The following is a 13221-nucleotide window of genomic DNA, read 5'->3' as shown; positions in this document are numbered from 1 at the left end:
AGCAAGTACTTATTCTTTATATTTTCTTATTTGAACCAACAGATTGCTTTGTAATATTTTGTATTAGAAAATTCAGGATAAATCTTCAGTGCCTTATTCAACGAAACTTGTCCAAAAGAAAAAAGACTGCTAAAGAAAAGACTGAACCCTAAGATATTGTTTTTCAATGATTATGATTTTAGGTTGAACTTTTTTGGAAGAAAAGCCACTCTGAATAACGATTTGATAAACGGAAGTTTAGGACATTTTAGAATAACTTGAAAGTCTTGCCATAAACTGGTCTCTTCATCTAAAAATTTAAAAATCAAATTGGGATCTCCTTTCTTAAATAAAGAGGAAAAAATAGAACTTCCTAACGCATTATTTCTGTAAAGAATGTCTAAAAGCAATAAATCATAGAACCAAAACTTGTCTTTTTTATACAATTTACTGTAGTCGTTTTGTTGTAAGAATAGTTTAATTAATTCAGATGATTTTTTATCGGTTTTTTTAAAAGTATAACCAGTACTTGCTTTAGTCCAGCCTCCAGCGGTACCAATATTTAAGACGCGCTTGGTGTTCTTTTCCCAAAAGGGATAACACGTCATCGGAATATTGCCTTGTTCTTTTTCGGTAATCTTAAAAGTTTTAACACCTAAATTTTTCAGATATGATTTGATCTCCTCCTCGTATTCTGCAAAAGGCAATAGATCTTTAGAGAATAAGGTATATTCTAATAAAGCTTCAGTTGTTGAGGTCGGCAAAACATACATAAAGCGTGTATTGTTTTTTTGATCAACCGAAAAATCCATAAAAGTACATTGGTTTGGATCAAAAACAGCTTCTTCTGTTTCTACAAACCAACCCACAAAATGTTGCTGAATTACAGCGTATTTATGCTGATTAATAAATGCCCCCACGTTTACAATACTATTGATCACGCGGCCGGCACTGCATTCTTGAGTTTCTGTTTTAACAAAAACGTGGGTGTCTAATTCGTTAATATCAGTCACTTTTTCGTTTAAAAAAGTAATATTGTCTTGTTTCGAAATTAAATCGGAAACTAAAGTGTAAAAATCGACACTGCGTATTTGAAGGTATTCGTACGGTTCGAGCGTTAGTGTTCGACTAAAATCCGTATTTTTAAAAAGGGCGAAATCCCAGGTTTTGCTGCTTATTTTGCTCCATTCCGAATTTTTATTCTCCCAAAAACACCAGGTTCGATCGTTTTTATTTTTCAGATTTTCATCCAAAAGCAAAATCTTCTTGTCCTTGAATTGTTCTGAAAGAATCATCTTGTAAACGGTCATTAATGCCGAAAGCCCAGAACCCGTAAAAATATAATCGTAATGCTTCATTATCATCAATTAAAAAGTAAATGTACTTGTTCTCGAGGCGAAAAGCAAAATAGACAATGGAGCTGAGTTTTTAATTGAACTGCTTTTTAAACAGTACATGCCCCTGCTAAAACGCATAGAATAAATTTCAAATAAAAGCATAATATAATTTTTAGAATGGTCTAAAACTTTATTTAAATGAAAATATTTTATTTAATATATTTGTGTAAAGCGCAATTATTCAATGAATAAATCTTTAGAAGAGGTCAACCAATCTGTTGCTACTGAGCATAAAAAGACAGGATTTAGAAAAATAGTAGCTTTTTTAGGTCCAGCGTATTTAATAAGTGTTGGTTATATGGATCCCGGCAACTGGGCCACAGATATTGCCGGAGGAAGTCAGTTCGGATACTCTTTACTATGGGTTTTATTGATGAGTAACTTGATGGCATTATTACTTCAAAGCTTAAGTGCCCGACTCGGAATTGTTACTCAGCGTGATTTAGCGCAAGCCTCGCGAGAAACCTACTCCAAATTCATCAATTACATTTTATACATTTTGGCCGAAGTTGCCATTGCCGCTTGCGATTTAGCTGAGGTTTTAGGAATGGCAATTGGTCTTAATTTATTGTTTGATATTCCGTTAATCGATGCGGTAATGATTACCGTTTTAGATACTTTTTTACTGTTATTTTTGATCAATAAAGGTATTCGAAAAATGGAGGCATTTATCATCGCTTTGGTAGCCATTATTGGATTTTCTTTTATTTTTGAGATGATTTTTGCAGAGCCAGAACTCGATAAAGTAATTTTAGGATTAATTCCCTCGATACCCAATGCTGATGCATTATACATCGCAATCGGAATTATTGGAGCTACGGTCATGCCGCACAATTTGTATTTGCATTCTTCGTTAGTGCAAACTCGAAAATTTGATCGAAGTGTTACGGGCATTAAGCAGGCGCTAAAATACAACATGATAGATTCGACCATTGCCTTAAATCTTGCTTTTTTTGTAAACGCGGCTATTTTAATTTTAGCGGCAGCGACATTTTACAAAAACGGAATGTTTGAAGTGGCTCAGATACAAGATGCACATCAATTTCTAGAACCTTTATTGGGAATCAAATGGGCACCAGTTTTATTTGCGGTGGCACTTATTGCTGCAGGACAAAGTTCGACCATTACAGGAACTTTGGCGGGACAAATTATTATGGAAGGTTATTTGCAATTGCGCATTCAACCTTGGATAAGACGAATTATAACCCGTTTAATCGCCATCGTTCCTGCGGTAATAGTTATTTCAATTTATGGCGACAGTGTGACGGGTAAGTTGTTAATTTTAAGTCAAGTGGTGTTGAGCTTGCAATTGGGTTTTGCCATAATTCCGTTAATCCATTTTGTAAGCGATAAAACCAAAATGAACGGTTTTCACATCAGTAGAATGACACAAATAACCTCTTGGATTATTGCTTTAGTTATTGTCACATTAAACGGCAAGTTGATTTATGATGAAATAAAAGGATGGCTAGAAATGGTCGAGCATCCAATAGTAATTTGGTTGACAGTGGTGCCTTTGGCCTTGGGTTTTTTTATCCTTTTGTTGTATATCGTAATTAAACCATTTATTGTGAAGTTTAAAAACAGTGAACACAATCACTCTCCGCATAAATTAAATTTAGAGTTTACGCATATAAAAATTCACCATAAATCTAATATTGCCGTTGCCGTTGATTTTTCAAAAGCCGATGAAGCCGCCTTGAATAATGCTTTTAAATTGGGAGGCTATGAGGCCAATTATACTTTAATTCACGTGGTTGAAACTGTTACGGCACTCTTATACGGATCTCAAACCGACGATCACGAAACGACAGTCGATGAAAAATTGCTAAAAGAGTATCAAGAAATGCTAACAGAAAAAGGGTTTAAAATCAAGATTGCGTTAGGATTCGGTAAACCACACAAAGTAATTCCGAGAATCATTACTGAAGGAGATTTTGATCTTTTGGTAATGGGAACGCATGGCCACACTGGTTTTAAAGATTTAATTTTTGGAACTACAGTTGACCAATTGCGTCATAAAATTTCAATACCTTTGTTTATTGTTAAAAACTAAGTTTAGAATAGTAAACGATGAGTATTCATTGTGATTAGTTTGTTTTTTAAAACGTAGTGCCTCAAAATTTATAAAAAGAATGACTTTTTCAGAAGAAAATTACCTTAAATCAATTTATCATCTTACTAGTGTTGCGCAAGCAGAAGTTAGCACCAACGCCATTGCCGAAATGATGGAGACTAAAGCTTCGTCGGTTACGGATATGCTGAAAAAATTGGCGGACAAAGACTTGGTAAATTATAAAAAATACCAAGGAGTTTCACTTACTGAAAACGGAAAGTTAGCTGCAAAGATGATTGTTCGCAAACATCGTTTATGGGAAGTTTTTTTAGTTGAAAAATTAGATTTTTCTTGGGATGAAGTGCATGAAATTGCCGAACAATTAGAGCACATCAAATCGGAGCAACTTATCAATAAGCTAGACGATTTTTTAGGAAATCCAACTGAAGATCCTCATGGTGATCCAATTCCAGATGCGAACGGAAGAATTGTTGCGGTAGAAAAACAATTGCTTTCGGACTTAGGGCAGGATCAAAAAGGAATCTGTGTGGGTGTTAAAGACACCTCGTCTGCATTTTTAAAATACCTTGATAAACAAGAAATTGCTTTGGGTTCTACCATCGAATTTATATCGCGAGAATCGTTTGATTTGTCTCTCAAAATAAAAGTAGACCAAAAGGAGCTGGATATCTCCAACAAAATTGCTTCTAATTTGTACGTCAAATTGCTATAAAAAAAGGGGATTCGGTATTGAATCCCCTTTTTTATAATGAATTAATAAAGGCAAGTAAGTCTTGACGTTCTTTTAATGAAAGCTTTTTGTAATTTTCTTTACTTTTTTGGGCTTCACCACCGTGCCATAAAATAGCCTCCTCCACATTTCTAGCACGACCATCATGCAGCAAGTACGTATGTTTATTGACGGTTTGAATTAGACCAATTCCCCATAACGGTTGTGTACGCCATTCGGTTCCTGTCGCTTTAAAATCTTTGGCATTATCCGCTAAGCCTTCTCCCATGTCATGAAGCAGCAAATCGGTGTACGGTCGAATGGTTTGGTTGCGCAACGAAACAATAGTATGTGTGTTGCCGGTTTGCATTTTAGGAATGTGACAGCTCGTACATTGCAATGTTTCGAATGTTTTTTTTCCTTCCAGTACATTTTGATCTCTATAATTTCTTCGTGCAGGTACTGCCAATGTGCTTGAATAGACCGCAACGCGATCTAAATTGAGGTCTGTTATTTCGGGCGTTCCACCGTTCGGAATGGCATCACAATCGACTCCAGGAGGACAATTTTCATTCGGAAATAAATAGGAAGTAATTCCCATATCTCCAGAAAATGCTGCAGCGACTTGCTGCCGAATGTTGGGTTGGTTTGACTTCCATCCAAAACGTCCCAATTGTGTCGATTGAGATAAAACGTCATGCACATAGTTGGGTCTTCCTGAAATCCCATCTTTATTGTTGTCATTTTCATCGGCGAAAGCCAAAATAGTACTTTCGCTAACCGCTTCTAACAATCCTAAACCGGCCATTTGTGGTGCTATTCGCGGCGAAATGCGAGCATTAGCAGACATATCGCCGTATCCTAAATTAGTAATAAGATAGATCGGTTTTCTCAATTCTACAGTTGAACCGTCCGCAAAATTTTCGATAGTGGTTTGATAGGTGATGGTATACGAACCTTTGGCAACATGTCCTAAAATCGAACTGTCTTGTAATTGTCCACCATAAATGTGATCGCCAAAATCGGTACCATCCAAATAATTGCCTTCGGTCGTTAAACGCAACAATAAACCGCGTGCTTTTTCACCATCAAAAGCTGGTGGTCTGCCGCGGCCATCTTTAAAATGACAATTGGCACAGGACACGGCATTAAAAAACGGACCTAAACCATCGCGAGCTGTAGTGGACGACGGTGCAGAAACCCAACTTTGTCGAAAGAGAGAATTACCCACACCAAAATCGATTTGCTCTGCGTTGGTTAGCATTGTTCCTGCAAAACCAAATGCTTCTTCGGAAGTATTGAATACACTATAATCGCCACCAGCATATTGTTCATCTGCTTCGGCTTCTAGCGGCACATACTTCTCGTCGTGATCGCTGCAACTTGTTAAAGTGAAAACACTTAGAGTAAAAATAATTTTGAACAGTTTTTTCATAATAAATGCAGATAAAGTGTTGTAGAAAAAGAACACTTTATGGTATTGAGGGAATAATTAAAGTACTCCGTTAACTGTGATTCCAATTTTAGCAGCTCCAGCTAAAAGATTTTTTCCAAAAACTTTAATTTGCGATGCTGCCGCGGCAACTTTTTTACCTTCAGTTGAATTAGGTCCAGCCGAAATTGCTAAGTCAAAAGGTGTTAACATGGCAGCTACTTTTGCTTGTGCGTCTTTTAGTGAAGCCTCTGTTTCTGTATAAGCGGTTGCATCCGATTCTTGTACCAAATCTGCTAAAGACGCGCCGTCAATTGCACCATATTTTCCTTGGTATACGTTAATGGCTCCTTGTAAATTTAAAGCAATGTCACGATGTGTATTGTCACTGAAACAAGAATGCTCGTCTTCTTGATCTGCATTTTCTAAGGCAACTTGCATGCGCTCTACTGGTAATTCAGCAGAAACTAAAGTCGTAATTCCTAAATACATATTTTTTAAAGCCGTGTTTTCTGGTAATGCCAAAAATTCGGATCTGTAAGCGCCACCAATCTTCCATTGGTTTACCAAATAATCCAAATTGTCGGTCAATAGATCCGCACAAACATTCAAATATTCAGCCCTGCGCTTCTGGTTTTTTGCAGTTCCACCTACTACATAATCAGTAAAAGGTCTTAAACCTGCTTTTTTCTCAGATGGTGCGGTTAAATCTTGTCCCCACAATAAAAATTCAATGGCATGGTATCCAACACTAATGTTTTTTTCACCGCCATTTTCGTTCAAATCAAGTAATAATTCTTTATCTATTGTTGGAAATCCGGTAAAATCATTAATGATTCCACCTTCGGTAGGAACGCCATTATTGTCAACATAATCAATGTAATTTTCGTCTAAAGGCCATGCGTTTAAAAGTGCTTCTGGACCATTATCATCTCCGTCAATTGGACCGTTGGCAAAACGAAAAGCTTCGGTAGTTCCGTAACTTTCTCTAGAAATTTTCCATGCTGCTTGTGTTGCAGAAAAATTAGCTGCGGTTGGACTTGCTGTAAAAGTTGCAATTGCTTTCTCTAAAAGAACAGCATCATCATATGCTTGCTTGTAATTGGCATAAGCCATATCTGCATAATTTTCGATGACTTGTTTTTTGGTTACCATTTGCTCATTTTCGCTTGTATTGTTGTCGTCTGAACACGAACTAATTGCAATACCCGCGATAAATAGAGAAGCTAATCTGAAAAATATTTTACTCATTACTATTGTTATTTAGATTAATTAAAGAGTGGCAAATATAAAAATAAGTGTTAAAACAACAAAAACAATCAAACATAATTTCGTCAAATTAATTTTTAGTTAGATTAATTCTAAATAATACTTGCAGTTTTCAATATTATAAATAACTTTGTCGAAATTATTTTAATTAAATCTTAATAAGGCATATATGAAACTTAAAAATTATTCGGCAGCAGTGATTTCTTTATCAATTTTGGCGTTTACAGCATGTTCAGATAATGATGACAATTTGATACAACAAAATGAGTATGCAGTACCAACAACCTACACTTTTGAACGCAATAGCGCTTCAACAGTTTCGTATTCAGGTCAAAGTGAGCGTATTTTTATGTTAGAAGAAATGGGTGGTGTATTTAAAACAGCTGCTGCTAACGGAACAACTTTGTCAACCGATTTATTGACAAATATGTACAGTAATACCAACAGCCCCTTTACTGGTAATGGATTAAATGCTTCTGGAAAACAGTTAAAAAACAAAACAGCTGCTTCTTATGAATATTTTACGTTAAATGCTGGAGGAGGTACTTCTATCGAACAAACACAGACCCGTGAATTTTTTGAAAGTACTTTTTCAGATGGAAATTTAGCGAGTCAAGGTAATGCAGCAGCTGCCGGAGCAGCTGGAGTATATTTGGACGGAAGCAGCAAGCGCTTATTTGCAGCAAACGGACTAGAGCCGCAGCAAGTGTTATTAAAAGGAATGATGGGTGCTTCATTTTTAGACCAAATTTCGAATAATTATTTAAGTGCAAAGAAATTAGATGAAGCTTCGAATAGAGAAAATAACACAAAAAAAATATTTGAAGAGGCAAAAAACTACACCACAATGGAACATTATTGGGACGAAGCTTATGGCTACGTTTACGGTGGTGATAGCAATAGCGGCGAAAACAAAACATATAAATTTTGGAGCAGCTACATCAATCAGGTAAATGCTGATCAAGATTTTTCTACAGTGAAAGAGAAAATTGAAAAAGCATTTATAAAAGGTAGAGCAGCTATTGTTGGTAATGACTATGAAACTAGAAATGCGCAAATAACGATTATCAAAGAAAACCTAGCCTTAGTTCCTGCTGTTCGTGCAGTTTATTATTTGCAAGAAGGAAAGTCTAAGTTAGTTACCGATAAAGGTGCCAAAGCATTTCATGCCTTGTCTGAAGCCTATGGTTTTATTATGTGTCTGCGCTATACCAATAACCCGGCTACAAATGCACCGTATTTTACTAAAGATGAGGTAGATGCTATGTTAGAAACTCTAACAAGCGGTGAAAATGGTCTTTGGGATATTGATACATTAACGCCAAAATTAGATGCTGTTTCTGCGAAAATAGCCACTAAGTTTGATTTTACAGTAGCACAAGCAGCAACTGTAAATTAATTTAGAATAAATACACATAACTTAAATGCCTTTTGTATTTTTGCCAAAATTTATTACAATGAAGAAATTAGTTTTTTTACTGTTAGGAATTGGTTTTATTGCCGCCTGCTCTTCGGGAGGGTCAGACGATGAGGCCACTACGAAACCAGATAGTTTTAATAGAACAGCACTTCTAACCAACTGGGCAGATAATATTATTATTCCGAGTTACGAAGGGTATCAACAACAAATCGTAGCATTAGAAAATGCAGCGACAGCGTTTACAAACATGCCGACCGATGCTACTTTGGCAGCGGTACGAATTGCTTGGTTAGATGCTTACAAAGCCTACCAATATGTTGCTATTTACAATTTTGGAAAGGCAGACGAAATTCATTTGGTGAGTAGCAGCAATACCTATCCTACAGACGCTGCAGGTATCGAGTCAAACATTAGTACAGGCACATACAATTTAAGCTTATTGTCGCAGTATGTAAAACAAGGATTTCCTGCTGTCGATTATTTATTAAATGGTTTGGGAACCGACGATACAATGCTACTTAGTTTTTACACGACTAGTGCAAGTGCGACTAAGTATAAAAAATATTTAAACGATGTAATTGCCAAGCTAAAAGAAAACAACGCAATTGTATTAAATGATTGGAAAACGAGTTATCGTGATGCTTATGTTAAAAACAGCGGAACTTCAGTAACCAGTGCAGTTAGCAGTACTACAAATGCTTTTGTAAAGAATTTTGAAAAAGATATTCGTACGGGTAAAGTTGGATTTCCTGCTGGAAAATTTTCAAACGGAACTAAGTTTCCAGAGAAGGTAGAAGCTTTTTATAAAAATGATGTTTCAAAAATATTATTAAATACAGCACTTCAAGCTTCTCGTGATTTCTTTAACGGCAAACAGTACAAATCTGAAACCGTTGGTATGAGCTTAAAATCGTTTTTAGAATATGTAAAAGCAGAACGCGATGGACAGCTTTTAGGAACGACAATAGATAAGCAATACGATGCTATTTTTAGCAGCAATTCAGCATTATCAGATAGCTTTTCAAATCAAGTTACTGCCGATAATTCTAAAATGTTAATGGCTTACGATGTTATGCAAAAACAAGTGATCTACACTAAATTAGATATGACGCAAGCGCTCAATATTACGATTGATTATGTAGATGGCGACGGAGATTAGTTATGTTTAAAAAAATTCAAATATATTGTACCCAAAGTACATCTGCCACAACGCTAGCTTTTTTTAGGCTAGCGTTTGGTTTAATGATGTGTTTGAGTTTGTTGCGTTTTATGAGTTATGGCTGGATCGATAGATTTTATATTCAACCATTATTTCATTTTACGTACTATGGTTTCGAATGGGTCAAACCAATCGGAATGTATACGTACGGTATTTTTGCACTCGCATTTATTTCGGCTTTAGGCGTTGCGGTTGGTTACAGATACCGATTGTCAGCGGTTCTTTTTTTTCTGAGTTTTACCTACATCGAATTGATGGATAAAACGACCTACCTAAATCATTATTATTTTATTTCGATTGTAAGTTTCATGCTTATATTTTTACCTGCGAATGCTTTTTTTTCGATTGATGCGTATCGAAACCCGACAAAAGCATACCAATTTATTCCGCGGTGGACCACAGATATCTTAAAGCTTTTATTAGGAATCGTTTATTTTTATGCTGGTTTGGCAAAGATCAATTCCGATTGGTTGTTTCGTGCAATGCCTTTAAAAATTTGGCTTCCAACAAATCCGAACTTGCCATTTTTAGGAAGTTTACTCAATGAGAATTGGGTGCATTTTGCTTTTAGCTGGAGCGGGATGATTTATGATTTATGCATTCCGTTTTTATTACTATATAAGCGCACGCGCTGGTTTGCTTTTATTCTAGTTGTTATTTTTCATGTTTTAACCAAAGTATTATTTCCAATTGGCGTTTTTCCATACATCATGATAGTGAGCACTTTAGTTTTTTTTGATTCTAATTTTCATCAAAAAATACTAGAACGACTGTCAAGATGGTTTCAGCTGAATTGGTCTATTTTTGAAAACGGGAGAACTTTAGTGCAACAATCAACTTTTGTCAATCAAGTCAAATGGTCTTTTTTAAGTCTTTTTTTACTTTTTCAAATAGTTTTTCCCTTTCGATACATGACCTATCCAGACGAATTATTTTGGACAGAAGAGGGTTTTCGATTTTCATGGCGCGTAATGCTGATGGAGAAAGCGGGTTACTCTCAGTTTAGAGTCGTTGATGCCAAAACGAAAGAAGAGTTTTTTGTAAGTAACAGCCAATTTCTCAATACTTTTCAGGAAAAACAAATGGGTTTTCAGCCCGATTTTATTTTAGAATACGCACATTTCTTACACGATTATTATAAAAAAACAGGAGTTACAGATCCCGAAGTTTACGTAGACAGTTATGTCGCTTTAAACGGAAGATTGAGTAAACCCTACATTGATTCAAATATAAATTTAGCCAAAGAACATGAATCGTTCCAACACAAAACATGGATTCTTCCATTTAACGACACTATCAAAGGGTTTTAGTTTCTTTGCTCTGCTGTTACTTTCTGCAAACGTTTTTTCACAAGCCACAATTTCCGGTGTTGTAAAAGATGATTTAGGAAAAACAATTGCTTTCGTTGAGGTAATTAACACAAGCGCTCAGCAAAAAGTACTAACTGATGCGAATGGTTTTTTTGAAATGCTAGTTCCGCAAAGCGGCAGCTATTCTTTTGCTTTTTACAAAGATAATTATGCGATTTCTGATGAAATTATAGAAGCACCGGCGACCAATGTCACGGTCACGTTGCGCGCCATGAATTCACTTTCAGAAGTGGTTATTAGTAAAGAGCGCTCGAAAGTCTTTACCTTGCACAAACTCAAAGACATCGAAGAAACTGCAATTTACGCGGGAAAAAAGACCGAGGTCATTGCAGTTGCTAATCTTACAGCAAATAAAGCGACCAATAATGCCAGACAAATTTATGCGCAAGTCGTTGGTTTAACGATTAACGAAAGCTCAGACGGCGGTTTACAATTGAGTATTGGTGGTCGTGGACTAAATCCCAATCGTACTTCTAACTTCAATACGCGTCAAAATGATTATGATATTAGTGCCGATGTTTTGGGTTATCCCGAAAGCTATTATGCGACTCCAACCGAAGCATTAGAAGAAATTCAGGTAATTCGCGGTGCCGCTTCATTACAATACGGAACACAATTTGGGGGTTTGGTTAATTTTAAAATTAAAAAACCAGTAGAGCAACCGATTCAGCTTTTAACTAGAAATACAGTTGGTTCCAATGGATTGTTTACCAATTTCACGAGTTTGAGTGGAACGACGGGAAAATTCAGTTATTACACTTTTTTCAATTATAAAAAAGGAGATGGTTTTAGACCGAATTCTGAATTTGAAAGCAAGAATTATTTTGCGAACTTAAATTACCAGTTTACCAAAAACACGTCGTTACATTTTGATTATACTTATTTTAATTATTTGGCGCAGCAAGCCGGTGGTTTAACGGATGAAATGTTTGCTGAAAATCCCAAACAAAGCAATCGCGCTCGCAACTGGTTTGCAGTCGATTGGAATTTATTTGCTTTGCGTTTCAAACATCATTTTGAACACGACGCCGATTTTTCATTGCAATTATTTGGTTTAGATGCGAGCCGAAAAACGGTTGGTTTTCGTCCTAATCGGGTGACCACTGCCGATACTGATGGAACAGTTCGAGATTTAATCACAGGAGATTTTGTTAATTGGGGAGCCGAAGCACGTTATCTTAAAAAATATACGATCCATGGGAATTCAAGCGCTTTTTTAATTGGAGCAAAATATTACCAATCCAATAATAGCGGAATTCAAGGACCGGGAAGTTCGGGCAGTGATGCTAATTTTAATTTAGCTACGAATGAATTTCCATTTTATGAAAATCAATCCGATTATCGTTATCCGAATTTAAACTTTTCAGTATTTGGAGAAAATATATTTAAACTCAGTTCAAAATTTTCGGTAACTCCGGGCTTTAGAATCGAAAAAATAAAAACAGAGGCCGATGGTTCGTACCGAAAAATAAATCGTGATTTTGCAGGAAATATTATTTTAGACGAAACCATTTATGAAGATAATATCAAAGATCGTAAATTTATTTTGTTAGGAGTTGGATTGAGTTACAAACCTAAAAATGGTTTAGAGGTGTATGGAAATATTTCTCAAAATTACCGTTCGGTCACTTTTAACGATATTCGAACTGTAAACTCTAATCAAGCAATTGCACCCGATATCTCTGATGAGAAAGGGTACACCTCGGATGTTGGTATTCGTGGAAAAATAGGCAATCAATTGAGTTTCGACTCGAGTGTTTATGCGTTATACTACAACGATAAAATCGGCGAGTACAATACAGAAATTGGCGGAATATTTTTTCGTTACCGCGACAACATTGGTACTGCTTTGACGTACGGTTTTGAAACGTTATTAAATTGGAACATTGCCGAAACTTTGGTTCCTAATTCAGATGATTTCTTGTGGAATGTTTTTACTAACGTTGCTTTTACGGGCTCGGATTATTTAAAATCGAAAGAGGCTACTATAAAAGGGAAAGAAGTGGAATTTGTGCCGTTAGTGAATTTGAAAGTGGGAACTGGAATTGGCTATAAAAATTTTATGGCAAGTATTCAGTGTTCTTACGTTTCATCTCAATTTACTGATGCGACCAATTCAAAAGTGGGAGCAAATGCAATTAGCAATGGAACTTCGGGTCAAATACCAGCGTATTACGTAGGAGACATTTCGGCTTCTTACAAATGGAATCGTTTTAAGCTTGAAGCAGGAGTAACCAATTTTACCGACAACAGTTATTTTACAAGAAGAGCGACTGGTTATCCTGGTCCCGGAATTATACCGTCAGATCCAATTGGGTTTTATACTACAGTAGAGTTTAAGTTTTAAAG

At 36.0% G+C, this 13221-nt stretch carries 9 protein-coding genes; 6 read left to right on the top strand and 3 right to left on the bottom strand.

Annotation, left to right across the window (positions count from 1 at the left end; genetic code table 11):
• Positions 1–170 precede the first annotated feature (170 nt).
• Positions 171–1337 carry a lycopene cyclase family protein gene (locus tag ACRASX_RS04425; RefSeq protein WP_432222552.1) on the bottom strand — a complete coding sequence of 389 codons (1167 nt, stop codon included), beginning with the start codon at positions 1335–1337 and terminating at the stop codon, positions 171–173.
• Positions 1338–1560: 223 nt separating this feature from the next.
• Here ACRASX_RS04425 and ACRASX_RS04420 point away from each other — a divergent pair, with 223 nt between their 5' ends.
• Positions 1561–3432: an Nramp family divalent metal transporter gene (locus tag ACRASX_RS04420; protein ID WP_432222551.1), complete on the top strand. Its 1872-nt coding sequence runs from the start codon at positions 1561–1563 to the stop codon at positions 3430–3432.
• A 79-nt stretch (positions 3433–3511) separates the two neighbouring features.
• On the top strand, positions 3512–4165 hold the full coding sequence (locus ACRASX_RS04415; protein ID WP_066311797.1) for a metal-dependent transcriptional regulator: 654 nt from the start codon (positions 3512–3514) through the stop codon (positions 4163–4165).
• A gap of 31 nt (positions 4166–4196) precedes the next feature.
• Here the strand turns inward: ACRASX_RS04415 and ACRASX_RS04410 are convergent, their stop codons facing one another.
• Positions 4197–5597, bottom strand: coding sequence for a di-heme oxidoredictase family protein (locus ACRASX_RS04410; protein WP_432222550.1), 1401 nt, complete (start codon positions 5595–5597; stop codon positions 4197–4199).
• Between the two features lie 57 nt (positions 5598–5654).
• Positions 5655–6845 (bottom strand): imelysin family protein, encoded by a 1191-nt coding sequence (locus tag ACRASX_RS04405; RefSeq protein ID WP_432222549.1) that lies wholly within the window; start codon positions 6843–6845, stop codon positions 5655–5657.
• A 187-nt stretch (positions 6846–7032) separates the two neighbouring features.
• Here ACRASX_RS04405 and ACRASX_RS04400 point away from each other — a divergent pair, with 187 nt between their 5' ends.
• The 4 genes from ACRASX_RS04400 to ACRASX_RS04385 are packed head-to-tail and all read left to right on the top strand — an operon-like array spanning position 7033 to position 13219.
• Entirely contained in the window at positions 7033–8262 is a 1230-nt protein-coding gene (locus tag ACRASX_RS04400; protein ID WP_432222548.1) for a DUF4856 domain-containing protein, read from the top strand.
• 58 nt (positions 8263–8320) lie between these two features.
• Positions 8321–9442: an imelysin family protein gene (locus ACRASX_RS04395; RefSeq protein WP_432222547.1), complete on the top strand. Its 1122-nt coding sequence runs from the start codon at positions 8321–8323 to the stop codon at positions 9440–9442.
• A 2-nt stretch (positions 9443–9444) separates the two neighbouring features.
• The gene (locus ACRASX_RS04390; RefSeq protein ID WP_432222546.1) at positions 9445–10812 is read left to right on the top strand and encodes an HTTM domain-containing protein; all 1368 of its coding nucleotides are present in this window, start codon (positions 9445–9447) and stop codon (positions 10810–10812) included.
• Positions 10751–13219: a TonB-dependent receptor domain-containing protein gene (locus ACRASX_RS04385; protein WP_432222545.1), complete on the top strand. Its 2469-nt coding sequence runs from the start codon at positions 10751–10753 to the stop codon at positions 13217–13219. Before ACRASX_RS04390 ends, ACRASX_RS04385 begins: the two co-directional genes overlap by 62 nt.
• Positions 13220–13221 lie beyond the last annotated feature (2 nt).

It is taken from the genome of Flavobacterium sp. TMP13 (genome assembly GCF_050847115.1).
In the GTDB taxonomy this organism is placed as follows: domain Bacteria; phylum Bacteroidota; class Bacteroidia; order Flavobacteriales; family Flavobacteriaceae; genus Flavobacterium.
Note: the sequence above shows the minus strand (reverse complement) of the source record. Positions and strands in the feature narration are given on the sequence as shown.

Excerpts from the sequence above, each read along its gene's own strand:
- ACRASX_RS04420 (WP_432222551.1), top strand. The coding sequence starts at position 1,561 with ATGAATAAATCTTTAGAAGAGGTCAACCAATCTGTTGCTACTGAGCAT.
- ACRASX_RS04405 (WP_432222549.1), bottom strand. The coding sequence starts at position 6,845 with ATGAGTAAAATATTTTTCAGATTAGCTTCTCTATTTATCGCGGGTATT.
- ACRASX_RS04395 (WP_432222547.1), top strand. The coding sequence starts at position 8,321 with ATGAAGAAATTAGTTTTTTTACTGTTAGGAATTGGTTTTATTGCCGCC.
- ACRASX_RS04400 (WP_432222548.1), top strand. The coding sequence starts at position 7,033 with ATGAAACTTAAAAATTATTCGGCAGCAGTGATTTCTTTATCAATTTTG.
- ACRASX_RS04390 (WP_432222546.1), top strand. The coding sequence starts at position 9,445 with ATGTTTAAAAAAATTCAAATATATTGTACCCAAAGTACATCTGCCACA.
- ACRASX_RS04425 (WP_432222552.1), bottom strand. The coding sequence starts at position 1,337 with ATGAAGCATTACGATTATATTTTTACGGGTTCTGGGCTTTCGGCATTA.
- ACRASX_RS04385 (WP_432222545.1), top strand. The coding sequence starts at position 10,751 with ATGAATCGTTCCAACACAAAACATGGATTCTTCCATTTAACGACACTA.
- ACRASX_RS04410 (WP_432222550.1), bottom strand. The coding sequence starts at position 5,597 with ATGAAAAAACTGTTCAAAATTATTTTTACTCTAAGTGTTTTCACTTTA.
- ACRASX_RS04415 (WP_066311797.1), top strand. The coding sequence starts at position 3,512 with ATGACTTTTTCAGAAGAAAATTACCTTAAATCAATTTATCATCTTACT.